This window comes from Marinomonas sp. ATLA20 (assembly GCF_057180105.1).
In genome coordinates this window covers 147,473-163,123 of sequence record NZ_JBXUKU010000001.1, presented here as the reverse complement: position 1 = coordinate 163,123, position 15,651 = coordinate 147,473, and the positions used below count along the sequence as shown (strand labels likewise).

Below are 15,651 nucleotides of genomic sequence, written 5' to 3'. Positions count from 1 at the left end.
AAAATGATCTTGATAGCCAGTTTAAGTTGAACACAGCCGCCATTACCCATATAATGCCTCGAATTTTGTAAATCATCACATTGATTGCACTTTTATAGTGCGAAAAGAGAGTTGGGTAATGGAGACGAAAAAGCCACTAAGCGCGAGTGCAATTATTAGCGCTAAAAAGAAGGCTATATTTCGTTTCTTGTTATTACAATTATTGCTCACTTTTTTAGTTTCTTTGGGAATTTTTTACGTTGCTGGTGGTCTGTATGGGTACTCGTTTATATTAGGCGCCTTAACTAGCATATTGCCGAGTGTTTATATGGCTTGGCGAATATTTGGTTATAAGGGAACTCGCCCAGCAAAAGATGTCGTTAGATCATTCTATCGAGGAGAAGCCGGTAAGTTGGCTATGACAGTGGTTTTATTGTCGCTGGTTTTTCTTCTGATAAAGCCACTAGCTGCAGGGGCTTTTTTTGCAGGTTTTGGCGGTGCAATTTTGAGTCATTGGCTCAGCCCTATCGTGCTAAGAAATACTTAGTACGATAGGTAATAGGATTTTAATCATTGAGAGAGCGTGGATATAAGTATGGGTATTGAAAGTCCAACAGCTTCTTCATATATAAAGCATCACCTTCAGAATTTGACCTATGGTCAACATCCTGATGGAACATGGGGTCTTGCCCATGATGCTAAAGAAGCAGCAGATATGGGATTCTGGGCAATTCATGTAGACACCATGGCGGTTTCGATTGCTTTGGGTTTCTTGTTTTTATGGTTGTTCCGTAAGGCCGCAAAGAAAATTTCGACTGATACACCGTCAGGTCTACAAAATTTTGTAGAGCTTATGGTTGAGTTTGTTGATGGCAGTGTCAAAGAAACCTTTCATGGTAAGAGCAAGGTCATTGCACCTTTAGCACTTACTATTTTTGTTTGGGTTTTCTTGATGAACTTCATGGATTTAATCCCTGTTGACTTCTTGCCTGCTGTTGCTCAAATGATTGGCTCTTCAGTGTTTGGCGCTGATCCTAATCATGTGTATTTCAAATTTGTTCCAACAACAGACATTAATGCCACGTTAGGAATGTCTCTTTCTGTTTTTGCTTTGATTGTTTTCTACAGTATCAAAGTGAAAGGCATTGGTGGTTTTGTTGGTGAACTGACGTTACAGCCATTTGGCAAATGGATGATCCCTTTCAACTTATTGCTTGAAGGTGTTGGTCTACTTGCGAAACCTGTTTCATTAGCATTGCGATTGTTTGGTAACTTGTATGCTGGTGAGTTGATCTTTATTTTGATTGCTATATTGCCGTGGGGTCTACAATGGGCTCTGTCTGTGCCATGGGCGATCTTCCATATTTTGATCATCGTGCTTCAAGCCTTCATCTTTATGATGTTGACTATCGTCTACTTGAGTATGGCGCACGAAGATCACTAAGAGTGTGTTCTTTAAAGTAATAATTTTTTAAACCTTATCTAAAACTGTGAAAATGTAGGAGTTAAAATGGAAACTGTAGTTGGTCTTACTGCGATCGCTGTAGCCCTTCTAATCGGTCTAGGTGCCCTAGGTACTGCGATTGGTTTTGGTATTTTGGGTGGAAAATTCTTGGAAGGCGCTGCGCGTCAACCAGAAATGGTTCCAATGCTGCAAGTTAAAATGTTCATCGTAGCGGGTCTTCTAGATGCCGTAACTATGATCGGTGTAGGTATCGCATTGTTCTTCACTTTTGCGAATCCTTTTGTTGCTTTGGTCGCTGGTTAATATTCTGCAAAATATTGCGGAAATGATTTTTAAACGACTAAAAGCGAGGGTATTAGCGTGAACTTAAATCTCACACTTCTAGGCCAAGCTATATCGTTTGCCATTTTTGTCTGGTTCTGCATGAAATATGTGTGGCCACCAGTTATTACTGCGCTCGAAGAGCGCAGTAAAAAAATTGCAGACGGTTTGGAAGCAGCGAACCGTGCTTCACGTGATCTTGAGTTGGCACAAGAACAAGCCACTCAAATTCTACGTGAAAGCAAAGAGAACGCGGCCGAGATTATTGAACAAGCCAACAAACGTGCGAACCAAATGGTCGACGAGGCAAAAGAGCAGGTGATTGCCGATGGCAAGCGTCTGCGCGAAGCAGCTCAAGCTGAGATCGAACAAGACGTAATGCGTGCTAAAGAAGCATTGCGTGCTCAAGTGTCCGTTCTTGCATTTGCTGGTGCCGAGAAGATTTTGGGAGCCACCATTGACGAAAAAGCACATAGCGAGATCGTTGAACAGCTCGCCAAAGAGCTTTAAGCGAGGGTCTAATGGCTGAATTAAAAACAGTCGCGCGACCGTACGCGAAAGCGGTTTTTGAAGTTGCTAGAGAGCAAGGTCACATTGTTGAGTGGGCGGATATGTTGAACATATTGGCTGCTGTAACGATTGAACCTAAGCTTGAGAAAGCACTTGGAAATCCAGCTTTTAGTGCGGAAGAGAAGGCAAGCGCTCTAGCGGACGTTTGTGCAGAAGTGACAACAGAACAAGGTAAAGCATTTTTGCTAGCCCTAGCTGTGAATAAGCGTTTATCGCTTCTTCCTGCTATTTCTGAGTTATTTTTACAGTTCAAACTGAATTTCGAAAAAGCCGTAAATGTTGAATTTACGTCTGCATTTGAATTAACAGCAGAACAAACACAAGCATTAGCCGCTTCACTGGCGAAAAAGTTGGATCGTACCGTCAACTTAACCAGTGAAACAGACGCAAGCCTACTTGGTGGCGTGGTTATTCGTACGGGTGACTTAATCATCGACGGTTCAGTACGCGGTAAATTAGCGAAACTGGCCGAGGCGATAAACTCCTAGCGTTTCGTTAAATCGAAACCAGGGTTGAGGAATTTAGCATGCAGCAACTGAATCCATCTGAGATCAGCGAGATTATCAAGAAGCGCATCGAGAACCTCGATGTATCTTCTGATGCCCAAAATGAGGGCACAATTGTCAGCGTGGCAGACGGTATCGTTCTGATCCACGGTCTGGCAGATGTTATGTACGGGGAAATGATTGAATTCCCTGGTGGTGTTTACGGTATTGCTTTGAACCTAGAGCGTGACTCTGTAGGTGCGGTAGTACTTGGTAAATACCAAGACCTTGTAGAAGGTCAAAAAGTGAAATGTACAGGTCGTATATTGGAAGTTCCAATTGGTCCTGAATTGCTTGGTCGTGTTGTTGACGCATTGGGTAACCCAATCGACGGCAAAGGCGCTATCAATGCAAAACTAACGGATAAAGTTGAGAAAGTGGCGCCAGGCGTTATCGAACGTCAGTCCGTTGATCAACCTATTCAAACGGGTTACAAAGCCATTGACGCCATGGTGCCAATTGGTCGTGGTCAACGTGAGTTGATCATCGGTGACCGTCAGATTGGTAAGACTGCTCTAGCAATCGACACCATTATTGCTCAGAAAGATTCTGGCATTAAATGTGTGTACGTAGCGATCGGTCAGAAACAATCTACAATTGCTAACGTCGTGCGTAAGCTTGAAGAAGCTGGCGCAATGGAATACACCACAGTTGTAGCCGCTGGCGCATCTGATCCAGCAGCGATGCTTTACATAGCGCCATACACTGGCTGTACTATGGGTGAATATTTCCGTGACCGTGGTGAAGATGCGTTGATTATTTATGATGATTTGACCAAGCAAGCTTGGGCTTACCGTCAGATCTCTTTGCTTCTTCGTCGTCCACCAGGTCGTGAAGCCTACCCAGGTGACGTTTTCTACCTTCACTCTCGTCTTCTTGAGCGTGCATCACGTGTAAACGTTGATTACGTAGAGAAATTCACCAATGGTGAAGTGAAAGGCAAAACTGGTTCTTTGACAGCATTGCCAATCATCGAGACTCAAGGTGGTGACGTATCTGCATTCGTACCAACCAACGTTATCTCCATCACAGATGGTCAGATATTCTTGGAAACGAGCTCGTTTAACGCGGGTATTCGTCCAGCGATGAACGCCGGTATTTCGGTATCTCGTGTAGGTGGTGCAGCACAAACTAAGATCGTCAAGAAACTTGGCGGTGGTATTCGTCTTGCATTGGCTCAGTACCGTGAATTGGCGGCTTTCGCTCAGTTCGCATCTGACCTAGACGAAGCGACTCGTAAGCAGCTAGAGCACGGTAAACAGGTTACTGAACTGATGAAACAGAAACAGTTCTCTCCTATGTCTGTAGCTGATATGGGCGTAGTTCTTTACGCTGCTAATGATGGCTTCCTTGAAGATGTTGAAACAAGCAAAATTGGTAGTTTTGAAACTGCTTTGTTGAGCTATATGAACAGCGAACACGCTGATCTTATTGCTGACATTAACAAAACTGGTAATTTTAACGGCGAGATTGAAGCGACATTTAAAGCGGCAATCGAGAAGTTTAAAGCGACGCAAACTTGGTAATGAGTTTGGTGACTGGCGATTAAAGCTTGTCACCACTTTCTTGCAGTTTGTGAAATAACATTCTCACAAGGGCAGTTCTATTATGGCAGTCGGAAAAGAGATACGTACTCAGATTTCGAGCATTAACAATACGCGTAAAATTACTCGTGCTATGGAAAAAGTAGCGGCAAGTAAAACGCGTAAAGCTCAGGATCGTATGGCCGCTTCTCGTCCGTATGCGGAACGAATTCGCCAAGTAGTTGGTCATTTGGCCAACGCGAATCCTGAGTATAAACACCGTTACCTTACCGAACGTGAGGCGAAGCGTGTTGGTTATATCGTAATCTCTTCTGATCGTGGTTTATGTGGTGGTTTGAACGTTAACGTGTTCAAAAAAGCCATTAAAGATATGAAACAGTTCGCTGATTCCGGTGTTGAAGTCGACATCTGTGCAATCGGTAGTAAAGCGGTTTCTTTCTTTCGTAACTACGGCGGAAATGTAACAGCAGCTTTCACCGGTTTAGGTGATGCACCCAAAGCTGACGCATTAGTCGGAAGTGTAAAGGTGATGCTAGACGCATTTGATGAAGGTCGTATTGATCGTCTTTATGTGGTTTCAAATGAGTTTGTGAACACCATGACTCAAAACCCGACGGTTGAACAACTTTTGCCATTAAAAGCGGAAGAGAATACAGAGTTAAAGCACCACTGGGATTACATTTATGAACCAGAAGCCGTTGAAATTTTGAACGAATTATTGGTTCGCTATATTGAATCTCAAGTGTATCAGTCAGTGGTTGAAAACATTGCGTGTGAACAAGCAGCTCGTATGCTTGCGATGAAAAACGCGACAGACAACGCTGGCGATATCATTGATGAATTGCAGTTGGTGTACAACAAGGCTCGTCAAGCAGCGATTACTCAGGAAATTTCTGAGATAGTCAGCGGCGCGGCAGCGGTTTAAGGTATTTAGGTATTTAAGAGGATCCGAACATGAGTAGCGGACACATCGTACAGGTTATTGGCGCGGTAATGGACGTGGAATTCCCACGTGATAGCGTGCCAAAAGTATATGATGCCCTGACCATTGAGGGTAAAGAGTTGGTGTTGGAAGTTCAACAGCAACTAGGCGACGGTATTGTTCGTACCATCGCAATGGGTTCCACTGACGGTATTAAACGTGGCTTGGTTGTAGAAAATACAAACAAACCGGTTTCTGTACCAGTTGGTACTAAAACACTAGGACGTATTATGGACGTTCTAGGTAATCCGATTGACGAAAAAGGCCCAATCGGCGAAGAAGAGCGTTGGTCAATTCACCGTTCAGCTCCTTCTTATGCTGAGCAGTCTTCTAGCAACGAATTGCTAGAAACGGGTATCAAGGTTATCGACCTTGTTTGTCCTTTCGCGAAGGGTGGTAAAGTTGGTCTGTTTGGTGGTGCCGGTGTAGGTAAAACCGTAAACATGATGGAACTTATCCGTAACATCGCCATCGAGCACAGCGGTTACTCTGTATTCGCAGGTGTTGGTGAGCGTACTCGTGAAGGTAACGACTTCTACCATGAGATGACTGACTCGAACGTAATCGACAAAGTATCTCTAGTTTACGGCCAAATGAACGAGCCACCAGGTAACCGTCTTCGTGTTGCTTTGACTGGTTTGACAATGGCTGAGAAGTTCCGTGACGAAGGTCGTGACGTACTTTTCTTCGTAGATAACATATACCGTTACACGCTTGCGGGTACAGAAGTATCTGCATTGCTAGGTCGTATGCCATCTGCGGTAGGTTACCAGCCTACACTTGCTGAAGAGATGGGTGTTCTTCAAGAACGTATCACCTCTACTAAGACTGGTTCTATCACGTCTGTTCAAGCGGTATATGTACCTGCGGATGACTTGACAGATCCATCTCCAGCAACAACCTTCTCTCACTTGGACGCAACGGTTGTATTGTCTCGTGACATCGCATCTTTGGGTATTTACCCAGCGATCGATCCTCTTGACTCTACTTCACGTCAGCTTGACCCACTAGTTATCGGTCAAGAGCATTACGACGTAGCTCGTGGTGTACAGATGGTATTGCAGCGTTACAAAGAATTGAAAGACATTATCGCAATCTTGGGTATGGACGAGTTATCTGAAGAAGATAAGCAAACGGTTAACCGTTCTCGTAAAATCCAGCGTTTCTTGTCTCAGCCTTTCTTCGTAGCAGAAGTATTCACTGGCTCTCCAGGTAAGTATGTTTCTTTGAAAGACACTATTCGTGGCTTTAAAGGCATCTTGGATGGTGAGTTTGATGATCTTCCAGAGCAAGCGTTCTACATGATTGGTAGTATCGACGAAGCGGTCGAGAAAGCTAAGAAACTTTAACCATCACGCGTAGCAAAAGCGTTATTAAGCGCTTTTGCTAAGTATGACTAAGAGAGGCAACTTATGGCTATCACAGTACACTGCGATATCGTAAGCGCTGAACAAGAGATTTTTTCCGGTACGGTTCAATCTCTTGTGGCTGCAGGCAGCTATGGCGATTTGGGCATTATGCCTGGTCACGCGCCATTGTTGACAACTCTGCAACCAGGTCCTGTTCGTGTGGTTAAAGAAAATGGTGACGAAGAGGTAATCTTCGTGTCCGGTGGCTTCCTAGAAGTTCAACCGCACCGTGTCACCGTCTTGGCTAACACAGCCACTCGTGCAAGAGATCTGGACGAAGAGGCGGCACTAAAAGCTCAGGCACATGCTAAAGAGCTTTTGGCTAACCAAAAACCTGACGTCGACTACACTCGTGCGACAGTGGAACTAGCAGAAGCTATGGCCCGCTTGCGTACTATTCAGCAGTTCCGCGAGCACAAATAAGCGGCAATGTTGAGTTTGAAGTCAAAAAAGCAGCTTTCGAGCTGCTTTTTTATTGCCTGTTATTCGAGTGCAGTGTTGTTTTTTTAGAGCATCTTCCACAGGGTGTCAAAGATGATCTGTTGTGCCTTGGCGATGTCTTTTGATTCCAACACCACGGCAGAAGGGAAGTTATTACTCGCCAAAGAAATAATCGCACACTTTGGCGGATAGATAGCGATGTAGCTGGCGTCGACTGAACCTTCCGTTTTAATCCACTTTCGTTCCGACAACTGTGCTTCTTCACCACCATCCCCTAAAGCAATAACTTTTACGTTAATACCAAGCTTTACCCGCTGTTTTGTGTAGTTGGGAAACGGGCGATACAAAAAAGGACGAATCGGTTTAGAAGAAAACACACAATATTCTTTGTGGTCTTGTTGTGACACCACGTTTAAAATATCGCGTAAAACCCACTCTATGCCATCATCACCTTCGTAATAACGTACATGGGTTTGATGATAATCTGGTTGTTGCTGGTGCAAATTTGGAATGATGGTGTTTTTTAGGTTTTCTATGGTTTTGTCTAAGCGGTTGCGTTTTTCTTCCGCTAGATTCAACAGGATATCTGGATTTTCAGCGGTAAATAGCCGACGTTTGCCTTTGGGAAAATAGCTGACCACACCTTTGCTTTGTAGTTGTTTTAGCGACTCGTAGGCCGTTCCTCGATTGATGCCGCTGTGTTCGGCAATGTCTCTGATCGAAGAAGGTCCTAGTTTTAATAGGGTTTGGTAAAGTTGCGTTTCTCTTGGTGTCAAACCAAGCATTTCAAAAGCTTGTTGAATCATACGGCTCACAGTACATGATAATTATTTAGAGAATGTAGTCTGTATTTTCTAAGCTCACAGAATACACTTATTGATATAAAAAGCGCAGGACGATCTGGCTGCGAGGAGAGAAAAGTGACAAACGATCAACGATTTGGTGGTATACGCCGTTTATATGGCGATGCCGCGTATGCGTTTTTTACTCAAGCACACGTCTGCGTCATCGGCATTGGCGGCGTTGGCTCTTGGGCGGCAGAAGCCTTGGCACGTTCCGGTATTGGTTACATTACATTGATCGATATGGACGACGTTTGTATTACTAATACGAACCGCCAAATTCACGCTCTAGATGGCAATATTGGTCAATCGAAGGTCGAAGTCATGGCGGAACGAATCAAGTTGATTAATCCAGACTGCCAAGTTAATTGTATTGAAGACTTTATTACCCCCGAGAACATCACTGAGCTGCTTTCTGAGCCGTTTGATTACATTATTGATTGCATTGACAGCATTAAACCAAAAGCCGCTCTTATGGCTTGGAGTAAGAGCAACAAGCGTAAGGTCATCACTGTTGGTGGTGCGGGCGGTCAAATGGATCCAACCAAGATTTTAATCGGTGATCTCGCTAAAACCGAAAAAGATCCGCTCGCAGCTAAATTACGCAACTTTCTGCGACGTTATTACAACTTCACCCGTAACCCAAAGCGTCGCTTTGATATCGAGTGCGTGTATTCCACCGAGCAATTGAGCTACCCACAAGGCGACGGCACGGTTTCTCATCAGCGCTTAAAAGGCGATACAGAAACCAAAATGAACTGTGATACTGGCTTTGGTGCCAGTACCGCAGTGACGGCTTCTTTTGCGTTTGTGGCCGTGTCGAGAGTATTAGAAAAACTGGCACAGAAGGCGAACTAAATGACACCAACCACCATGACGTTCTTTGAGCGCTTTGAGGCCGATATTCTATCTGGCAAAAAGACCATTACCTTGCGTGATGGTGCTGAAAGGTACTATGTGCCTAACTCAGTGGTGACTGTGTCTACTTTCGAAGAGGGTCGTGAGTTTTGTCGTTTAAAAATAGTGTCTGTCGAGCCTGTCTTGTTTGATGCTTTATCGGATTATCATGCCGAGCAAGAAAACATGACGCTGGCTGAATTAAGGGAAGTGATTCAAGATATTTATCCAGGGATCCAACAGCTGTATTTGATCTCTTATCAGTTGATTGATGCATGACAGATAAACAGATACTGCTCATCTATGACAAAGAATGTCCTGCTTGTCATTTTTATTGCCAGATCGTTCGTATACGCCAAAGTGTCGGTGAACTAGTACTCATTGATGCGAGAGAGAACCCTGAAGTGTTGCAAGAAATCACTGCTGAGGGTTTGGACATAGATCAAGGTATGGTATTGAAGATGGATGGACTGCTTTACTACGGCGCGGATGCTATTCATCTTTTAGCTTTGCTTAGCAGTCGCTCTGGCTTGTTTAACCGCTTGAACTATTGGTTGTTTAGCTCCAAAAAAATCTCGGATATTTTGTACCCAATATTACGATCTTGTCGTAACGTGTTATTGAAACTCTTAGGTAAAACCAAGATTAATAACTTAAAACAGGGTGGTAACGAACGATTTTAGTGAGATGTTACTTTGTCTAAAATCGCCAATACACCATTGGTTCTGGAGCTGGTGAGGTAACTTGATAAATTAAGCTCTTCAAGCTCAGCTTTTAAATCTATTTGCTGAGTAGCTGTGAGTGTTTTCCCTTCTACTAAACTCAATATGGCGACTAGCACGCCACGCATGAGTTTGGCGTCGCTGTCGGCTTTGAAATGACGCAGGCCATCTTTTTCTTCAATGATGAGCCAAACTGCGCTTTCGCAGCCTTTTACTTTGTTGTCTTCGGTTTTTTCTTCAGCTGTTAAACGCGTTAGGGTTTTGCTTAGTGTTACCAAGGCTTTGAAGGTTTCTTCTTTACTACGGCAAGCTTGTAGTTGTTCTTTGATGTTTGCAGGCTTTTGTTGATTTAAAGAATCTGTCATTACTTGTTACTCATCATTTAATAAGTCTATGGCTTCTAGCAGTACGTCACAAAAGCGGTTGGCTTCTTCCATGGTGTTGTAGCAGGCAAACGAAGCTCGCAAGGTTCCAGCCACGCCAAGTTGCGCCATTAATGGATGGGCACAGTGGCTGCCAGCTCGAACCGCGACACCTTGGCTATCTAGGTAAGCATTTAAATCTAAAGTATGAATATTGGGTACACTTAGAGAAACCAAAGTCGTGTTTTTCTCTGGTGAATAAATATCGATGCCACCTTCTTTGTGAAGACGAGAATAGACATGAGAGGCGAGGGATTGCTCCCAAGCTAGCAAGGCGATACGATCCTGCGCGTTCAGAAAATCACAGGCCGTCGCCAATCCAATAACGCCTTCAATATGCGGCGTTCCTGCTTCCAAGCGATAAGGCAAAACATTGAATTCAGTCGCTTGGTATGAAACATGACGCACCATTTCGCCGCCAGTTTGGTAGGGCATCAAGACTTCCAATGCATGACTTTTGCCATATAACACACCAATGCCAGTTGGTCCGTACATTTTGTGGCCAGAGAAAACATAGAAGTCGCAATCCAGTGTTTGTACATCAACAGGGTAGTGCGCCACGGCTTGAGCGCCATCGACAAGAGTAAACGCGCCTTGTTGCTTAGCATGATCAAGCATGGTTTGCAGAGGTGTGCTGGCACCGATGGCATTGGAGATCTGCGTTGCTGCAAAAATACGTGTTCTATCGGTGAAATAGTGGCTGAATTCAGGTTCCCATTCGCCATTGGACGTTAATGGCAGAATACGTAATCGAGCGCCCGTACGAAAGGCCAATTGCTGCCAAGGCACAAGGTTAGCATGATGTTCCAAACTGGTAATGAGGATTTCATCGCCTTTTTCGATCAGGTGTTCTAAGCCAAACGCGACCGTATTAATGGCTTCGGTCGCGCCTTTGGTCCAAATCACATGGCTTTTTTCGGGAGCATTGATAAAGCTTGCCACAGTGTCACGAGCCTGCTCAAAGCGGTTAGTTGCTCGGTCGCTCAGGAAGTGTGCGCCGCGATGGACATTGGCGTTATAGCTGCGGTAATAATCTTGAATGGCATCCAATACTGATAAGGGCTTTTGTGTCGTCGCGGCGTTATCCAAATAGATTAACGGATGATCGTAAGCAGGCTGCGCCAAAATTGGGAATAGGTGACGAAGCGAGGAAGGGTCAAAAGCCATGGATACTCTACTTTATGTTTGAACAATGAGCTGATTTTAACCGATGATAGATTGATTAAAAGCGATGTAATCAGCCTTAAATTGATGAAATTGTACCTTAACCCCCATCAAAATCGTGAATTATTGGGCTTTTACTTGCGTTTTTTAAAGACAGCTATAATGATTGAGAACAGATACTAGATGACAAACTAGAAAAGGTACAAAACGGTGGCGGATTTTTTATATAAAGGTGTGGTGGATTGGTTTTTGGATCAGATGTCACAAGAGGCCATTGTGCCCGGTGACAAAATGCCATCCTTGCGAGCTTTATCGAAACAGTTGGGTCTTAGCTTAAATACGGTCATTCATGGCTATGAGTTATTAAGTGAAGATGGCTGGATCGAATCTCGTCCTAAATCGGGCTACTTTGTTTGTCATCGCAGCGAGACAAAGCCTGCGTTGTTACTGGCGGGTGATAACTTACGTGAGTTGGCTAATGACGGAACCAAGCCTGCTTGGTCGTGCCTAGCCCATCGTGCCGCTTTGGTAGATCAAAGTGACACCTTTTTAAGCCCTGCAGCACGTCAGGAAGACGTAAGCCTTCCTGTCTTAGGCAAAGGTCATTTGGCAGCCCGTGAAGCCGTTAGTGAGCATCTGAAAGGGCTTGGTATCAAAGCGCATGCTTCTCACCTTTGGCTAGGGTATTCGCCTCTAGCTATGTTCACTCAAACCGTGCAAACGCTGACTCAACGAGGCGATAGCGTTTTGGTGTTAACGCCTTGTGATCCCAGAATCACGACCACTTTGCAGAGTTTAGGGCGAAAGGTCATTGCACTTTCTGCTGGCGAGCGCGGTGTCGATCTTGATTTAGCGATTCGCTGCTTGCGTGATAAAGACATCTGCCTAATTGTCTTGCCGGGGCAGTTTTCGTTTCCAGCGGGTCAGTTGGTGAGTAATTTAAGCTTGCGTCGTTGGTTAGCGATTATCGAAGAAACCAAGTTACCAGTGATTGAGTGGGATTTGTGTTCGCATCTAGCGTATCGCGCGGGTTCGATGATGACTTACAAGTCATTGGATTCGTCGGATCAGATTGTTTATATCGGCGGCGTGGAATCAAAAGGTGTAGATCGCTCGGCAAGCTGGTGCTTGCCGGGTAAGCATCAAGCTTTGTTGGAAGGGGCTTTTTTAGGCGCAGATATGGCGTTGAGCGATGTTCAACAGGCCGCTTTGACTGATGCATTACAGCCAAATAGTAAGCGTTCATTAATTAAACGCGCTCGAGGCGTTTGGGCGAATTCAGAACGTGTTAAAGCACACCTTGAAACACGACTTGGTGAGCATGTTAGCTTTGCGGCCAGCAAGGGCGGAATGTCGCTCTGGATGCGATTGTCTAAGCCTTTAGACGTCGCCAGTATGACGGCTTTATTAGCCAGTTTTCGCCATGCCATTGTGCCTGGCGCGTTAGTAAGCCATGAAGCGGATGCGAATTACTGGTTAGCAGTGAATGTCACTTTGGACGATGTTGAGCCTTTGGCAAAAGCTTTGGCGGAGCATTTAGTCGTTGATGAAGTTGAGCCAGTTGCAGAGTCTGAAATAGTTGATGAGTCCGAAGAGCCTAGTATTGAAGAAACCGATGAGCAAGCTACAGAGACGCATGAGCAAGATGAGCCAGCCGAAGAAAACGAGCAAACAGAAGACATTGTTGAGTCGATAGAAAGCGATTTAGCGCAACCCGATTCTGAAAAGGAAACCAATAAGTCTCGTAACGCAACAACTGAGCCGCTCTACAATCCCATGCTAGATTTAATTAATCATGACTTTGGCTAAAAGTAGGTACAATCTATTACGATAAAAAAGGCGCTACGATAGCGCCTTTTTTATGGTATTTAGCATGCTTGAATGGTCTTTGTAATCTAGCGGAATTGGCGTGAGTTGATCGCCTACCAGCAAGGCTAACGATGGGAAAGAGTTCAAGCCAAGGTGTCGAGCTTGCTCTATTTCTTCTTCCAATAAACGCTTACTTTTAACGTGTTGCATGGTTTTTTTGAAACCGTCGGCATTCATGCCTATATGCTCAGCGCATTCGATGAGCGTGTCTAAATTTGATGGATTTTTAGCGTTTAAGTAATACGCCTCTTGGATGGCGTGATACATTTCTTCCTCTAGTCCTGTGTCTCTTGCGACATAGCAGGCTCGACATGCAGGATAAGTAGAGCGTCGTGGCGCGGCCGTTCTCCAAAAGTCGAAATTGAATTCTGTTCCCAGCGAGCTTTGAATATTCTGCCAAGTGCCTTCCAGTTTACTTTTCATCTCATCTGACATGGCCACATCGGAATCAATGGCAAGGCCACCCAGCATGGGTTGAATGGTTAATTGATCCGCATCGACTAGGTCTTGCAGTGCTTTTTGTAGCTTGGTCCAAGTAGGGCGGAATCCCCAACACCAGCTGCACATAGGGTCGTAGCAATAAATCAGTGTGGCCGTCATGGATAGCTCCTATTAAGGTAGAAAAAAGCGAGCCCATAAGGTAGCAGCCTTTTAGTTAGAAAACAGCAAGGATCAACCAACAAACAAAAACGATGGGTATAAAAAAGCGGCTTCAACACTCAAGTTGAAGCCGCTTTTTTTAAATCACATAATGATGACTAAATATTAGACTAGCCCTTTAAAATTGCGGCGATAGCATCACAAAGTGGTTCCATGTTGTCATGGGTCATGCCTGCTACGCTGATACGTCCTGAGCCAACAATGTAGATGCCGAACTCTTTACGTAGCTGAGCGACTTGATCTGGCGTTAGGCCAGAAAAAGAGAACATGCCTTGTTGTTTGGAAATGAATGAGAAATCTTGGCTAACGCCTTTGATTCGTAGGGTATTCACAAACAAGCTACGCATTTCATGAATACGAGTACGCATGGCTTTTACTTCGCTTTCCCATAGAGCAAATAGCTCAGGGTCATTCAGAATCTCGGCAACAACCGCAGAGCCATGAGATGGCGGGTTTGAGTAGTTGGTACGAATGCAGCGTTTGATCTGTGTAAATGTCGCTTCAGCTTGTTCTGCTGTTTCACACAAGATCGTCAAAGCGCCAACACGTTCGTTGTACAAACCGAAGTTTTTAGAGAACGAACTTGCGATTAGCATCTCTGGCACGTGTTCTAAGAAAGTACGCAAGCCCTGAGCATCTTCTTGCAAACCTTGGCCAAAACCTTGATACGCGAAGTCAAACAATGGCAAGAAGCCTTGTTTACTGCAAAGCTTAGCAAGTTGATACCACTGCTCTGGCGTTGGATCTATGCCTGTTGGGTTGTGACAGCAGCCGTGGAACAAGACTACATCGCCTTCAGGAATTTGAGACAAGCTGGCAAGCATGGCTTCAAAGTCTAAGGATTTACTGTCAGCATCGTAGTACGCATAGCTTCCAACTTCCAAACCGACGGATTGAAAAATAGCCTGATGGTTAGCCCAAGTTGGGTTACTGACCCAAATGGTTGCTTCTGGTAAATGTTTTTTAATGAATTCTGCTGCGACGCGTAATGCGCCTGTGCCGCCAGGGGTATGGGCTGTTTGAGCAAGCTGTTTGGTAATAATATTGTGGTCTTTACCAAATAAAAGCGTTTGCACGGCAGATCGATAAGCGGGTGCGCCTTCGATACTTAAATAGCTTTTGGTTTTTTCTTGAGCCAACAAACGTTCTTCTGCTTGTTTGACTGATTTTAAAATAGGCGTATTGCCTAGTTCATCTTTGTAAACGCCAACACCCAAGTTAATTTTATTGGGATTTTGGTCATTTTTATAAGCGTCATTCAGGCCAAGAATTGGGTCTGCTGGAGCAGCTTGGATTTGTTCAAACATGGTAACTCCCCAAGAGGGTTATTTTCTTTTTTTATTATGGATTAGAAGATATTAAAATCAGACTGTATGGTACTCCAACACGTGAGTAACCGCTATAAGTTGGAGAAAAAGGGCAAGAATTAACTGTATAAAATGTAGCTGCTTATTATAAATAAAGCCGCTTTTTTAGGCTGACAGAGTAGTGTCACAACACTTAGGTTGCTGAGAGGTGTGTTTTTTAGTGAAAAAGGTACATAGACCTAACCAAACAGCTAGGTCGTATTTAGTTCACTTTAAGTCTCAATCAATCAGGAGGAAAATTAATCGTCCCAGCCGTTTGAGATATCATGGTGCAGACGTTTTTCTTCTAAATGCTGTTCAATTGCACGTCTGGCTTTTAACATACGTGCTGCGTCTTCCTTTTGATTCCGTTCTTTTGTTTCGTTCTCCAAGCTAATGGACGCATGCATTATGTCGGTTTTTACTTCAGTTAATGTTTCAGCAAAATCGCTCATCGTTATACCCTTTTGGAC

19 protein-coding genes are annotated in these 15,651 nt (G+C 44.4%); 13 read left to right on the top strand and 6 right to left on the bottom strand.

All coding sequences use genetic code 11. From position 1 onward, the window contains the following. Positions 1-118: 118 nt before the first annotated feature. The 9 genes from AC2A4J_RS00705 (at position 119) to AC2A4J_RS00665 (ending at position 7,238) form a co-directional block, all read left to right on the top strand. Positions 119-526 carry an ATP synthase subunit I gene (locus AC2A4J_RS00705; protein ID WP_072839329.1) on the top strand — a complete coding sequence of 136 codons (408 nt, stop codon included), beginning with the start codon at positions 119-121 and terminating at the stop codon, positions 524-526. A gap of 48 nt (positions 527-574) precedes the next feature. Then, positions 575-1,423, top strand: coding sequence for a F0F1 ATP synthase subunit A (atpB, locus tag AC2A4J_RS00700; protein ID WP_484174513.1), 849 nt, complete (start codon positions 575-577; stop codon positions 1,421-1,423). 66 nt (positions 1,424-1,489) lie between these two features. Beyond that, complete coding sequence (atpE, locus tag AC2A4J_RS00695) at positions 1,490-1,747, top strand: F0F1 ATP synthase subunit C (protein ID WP_012072127.1); 258 nt, start codon at positions 1,490-1,492, stop codon at positions 1,745-1,747. A gap of 57 nt (positions 1,748-1,804) precedes the next feature. Beyond that, positions 1,805-2,275, top strand: a complete 471-nt coding sequence (locus tag AC2A4J_RS00690) for a F0F1 ATP synthase subunit B (RefSeq protein ID WP_113915291.1) — start codon at positions 1,805-1,807, stop codon at positions 2,273-2,275. A gap of 11 nt (positions 2,276-2,286) precedes the next feature. Further along, positions 2,287-2,823, top strand: coding sequence for a F0F1 ATP synthase subunit delta (locus tag AC2A4J_RS00685; RefSeq protein WP_484174512.1), 537 nt, complete (start codon positions 2,287-2,289; stop codon positions 2,821-2,823). A 38-nt stretch (positions 2,824-2,861) separates the two neighbouring features. Further along, positions 2,862-4,406: a F0F1 ATP synthase subunit alpha gene (gene atpA, locus AC2A4J_RS00680; protein ID WP_484174511.1), complete on the top strand. Its 1,545-nt coding sequence runs from the start codon at positions 2,862-2,864 to the stop codon at positions 4,404-4,406. Between the two features lie 82 nt (positions 4,407-4,488). After that, positions 4,489-5,349 (top strand): F0F1 ATP synthase subunit gamma, encoded by an 861-nt coding sequence (gene atpG, locus AC2A4J_RS00675; protein WP_484174510.1) that lies wholly within the window; start codon positions 4,489-4,491, stop codon positions 5,347-5,349. Positions 5,350-5,378: 29 nt separating this feature from the next. Then, positions 5,379-6,755 carry a F0F1 ATP synthase subunit beta gene (gene atpD, locus AC2A4J_RS00670; RefSeq protein ID WP_484174509.1) on the top strand — a complete coding sequence of 459 codons (1,377 nt, stop codon included), beginning with the start codon at positions 5,379-5,381 and terminating at the stop codon, positions 6,753-6,755. A gap of 63 nt (positions 6,756-6,818) precedes the next feature. After that, positions 6,819-7,238 (top strand): F0F1 ATP synthase subunit epsilon, encoded by a 420-nt coding sequence (locus AC2A4J_RS00665; RefSeq protein WP_484174508.1) that lies wholly within the window; start codon positions 6,819-6,821, stop codon positions 7,236-7,238. A gap of 83 nt (positions 7,239-7,321) precedes the next feature. On the opposite strand, the gene AC2A4J_RS00660 is transcribed toward AC2A4J_RS00665, so the two are convergent. After that, entirely contained in the window at positions 7,322-8,062 is a 741-nt protein-coding gene (locus AC2A4J_RS00660; protein WP_255827279.1) for a TrmB family transcriptional regulator, read from the bottom strand. Between the two features lie 114 nt (positions 8,063-8,176). Here AC2A4J_RS00660 and tcdA point away from each other — a divergent pair, with 114 nt between their 5' ends. Genes tcdA through AC2A4J_RS00645 form a run of 3 tightly spaced genes read left to right on the top strand, consistent with a single transcriptional unit; the run spans position 8,177 to position 9,678 of the window. After that, positions 8,177-8,956, top strand: a complete 780-nt coding sequence (tcdA, locus tag AC2A4J_RS00655) for a tRNA cyclic N6-threonylcarbamoyladenosine(37) synthase TcdA (RefSeq protein ID WP_255827278.1) — start codon at positions 8,177-8,179, stop codon at positions 8,954-8,956. Further along, complete coding sequence (gene yqfB / locus AC2A4J_RS00650) at positions 8,957-9,274, top strand: N(4)-acetylcytidine aminohydrolase (protein WP_255827277.1); 318 nt, start codon at positions 8,957-8,959, stop codon at positions 9,272-9,274. Then, complete coding sequence (locus AC2A4J_RS00645; protein WP_255827276.1) at positions 9,271-9,678, top strand: DCC1-like thiol-disulfide oxidoreductase family protein; 408 nt, start codon at positions 9,271-9,273, stop codon at positions 9,676-9,678. The genes yqfB and AC2A4J_RS00645 overlap by 4 nt, the downstream gene beginning before the upstream one ends. On the opposite strand, the gene AC2A4J_RS00640 is transcribed toward AC2A4J_RS00645, so the two are convergent. Both AC2A4J_RS00640 and AC2A4J_RS00635 read right to left on the bottom strand, forming a co-directional pair. After that, positions 9,675-10,082: a SufE family protein gene (locus AC2A4J_RS00640; RefSeq protein WP_484174507.1), complete on the bottom strand. Its 408-nt coding sequence runs from the start codon at positions 10,080-10,082 to the stop codon at positions 9,675-9,677. The two genes, AC2A4J_RS00645 and AC2A4J_RS00640, sit on opposite strands and share 4 nt — an antisense overlap. Positions 10,083-10,088: 6 nt before the next feature. Beyond that, positions 10,089-11,306 (bottom strand): aminotransferase class V-fold PLP-dependent enzyme, encoded by a 1,218-nt coding sequence (locus AC2A4J_RS00635; RefSeq protein ID WP_484174506.1) that lies wholly within the window; start codon positions 11,304-11,306, stop codon positions 10,089-10,091. A gap of 207 nt (positions 11,307-11,513) precedes the next feature. On the opposite strand from AC2A4J_RS00635, the gene AC2A4J_RS00630 reads away from it, so the two are divergent. Next, positions 11,514-13,112 carry a GntR family transcriptional regulator gene (locus AC2A4J_RS00630; RefSeq protein WP_484174505.1) on the top strand — a complete coding sequence of 533 codons (1,599 nt, stop codon included), beginning with the start codon at positions 11,514-11,516 and terminating at the stop codon, positions 13,110-13,112. Between the two features lie 33 nt (positions 13,113-13,145). Here AC2A4J_RS00630 and AC2A4J_RS00625 read toward each other — a convergent pair whose 3' ends face one another. From AC2A4J_RS00625 to AC2A4J_RS00615, 3 genes are all read right to left on the bottom strand, one after another. Beyond that, a complete protein-coding gene (locus AC2A4J_RS00625; protein ID WP_484174504.1) occupies positions 13,146-13,772 on the bottom strand; it encodes a DsbA family protein in 627 nt (208 codons plus the stop codon). A 170-nt stretch (positions 13,773-13,942) separates the two neighbouring features. After that, entirely contained in the window at positions 13,943-15,139 is a 1,197-nt protein-coding gene (locus tag AC2A4J_RS00620; RefSeq protein ID WP_255827266.1) for an amino acid aminotransferase, read from the bottom strand. Positions 15,140-15,438: 299 nt separating this feature from the next. Further along, a complete protein-coding gene (locus AC2A4J_RS00615) occupies positions 15,439-15,633 on the bottom strand; it encodes a PA3496 family putative envelope integrity protein (RefSeq protein WP_255827265.1) in 195 nt (64 codons plus the stop codon). Positions 15,634-15,651 lie beyond the last annotated feature (18 nt).

Bases quoted from the DNA above. Each gene is read 5' to 3' on its own strand.
- AC2A4J_RS00705 (WP_072839329.1), top strand. From the start codon at position 119: ATGGAGACGAAAAAGCCACTAAGCGCGAGTGCAATTATTAGCGCTAAA.
- atpB (WP_484174513.1), top strand. From the start codon at position 575: ATGGGTATTGAAAGTCCAACAGCTTCTTCATATATAAAGCATCACCTT.
- atpE (WP_012072127.1), top strand. From the start codon at position 1,490: ATGGAAACTGTAGTTGGTCTTACTGCGATCGCTGTAGCCCTTCTAATC.
- AC2A4J_RS00685 (WP_484174512.1), top strand. From the start codon at position 2,287: ATGGCTGAATTAAAAACAGTCGCGCGACCGTACGCGAAAGCGGTTTTT.
- atpA (WP_484174511.1), top strand. From the start codon at position 2,862: ATGCAGCAACTGAATCCATCTGAGATCAGCGAGATTATCAAGAAGCGC.
- atpG (WP_484174510.1), top strand. From the start codon at position 4,489: ATGGCAGTCGGAAAAGAGATACGTACTCAGATTTCGAGCATTAACAAT.
- atpD (WP_484174509.1), top strand. From the start codon at position 5,379: ATGAGTAGCGGACACATCGTACAGGTTATTGGCGCGGTAATGGACGTG.
- AC2A4J_RS00665 (WP_484174508.1), top strand. From the start codon at position 6,819: ATGGCTATCACAGTACACTGCGATATCGTAAGCGCTGAACAAGAGATT.
- AC2A4J_RS00660 (WP_255827279.1), bottom strand. From the start codon at position 8,062: ATGATTCAACAAGCTTTTGAAATGCTTGGTTTGACACCAAGAGAAACG.
- yqfB (WP_255827277.1), top strand. From the start codon at position 8,957: ATGACACCAACCACCATGACGTTCTTTGAGCGCTTTGAGGCCGATATT.
- AC2A4J_RS00645 (WP_255827276.1), top strand. From the start codon at position 9,271: ATGACAGATAAACAGATACTGCTCATCTATGACAAAGAATGTCCTGCT.
- AC2A4J_RS00640 (WP_484174507.1), bottom strand. From the start codon at position 10,082: ATGACAGATTCTTTAAATCAACAAAAGCCTGCAAACATCAAAGAACAA.
- AC2A4J_RS00635 (WP_484174506.1), bottom strand. From the start codon at position 11,306: ATGGCTTTTGACCCTTCCTCGCTTCGTCACCTATTCCCAATTTTGGCG.
- AC2A4J_RS00625 (WP_484174504.1), bottom strand. From the start codon at position 13,772: ATGACGGCCACACTGATTTATTGCTACGACCCTATGTGCAGCTGGTGT.
- AC2A4J_RS00620 (WP_255827266.1), bottom strand. From the start codon at position 15,139: ATGTTTGAACAAATCCAAGCTGCTCCAGCAGACCCAATTCTTGGCCTG.
- AC2A4J_RS00615 (WP_255827265.1), bottom strand. From the start codon at position 15,633: ATGAGCGATTTTGCTGAAACATTAACTGAAGTAAAAACCGACATAATG.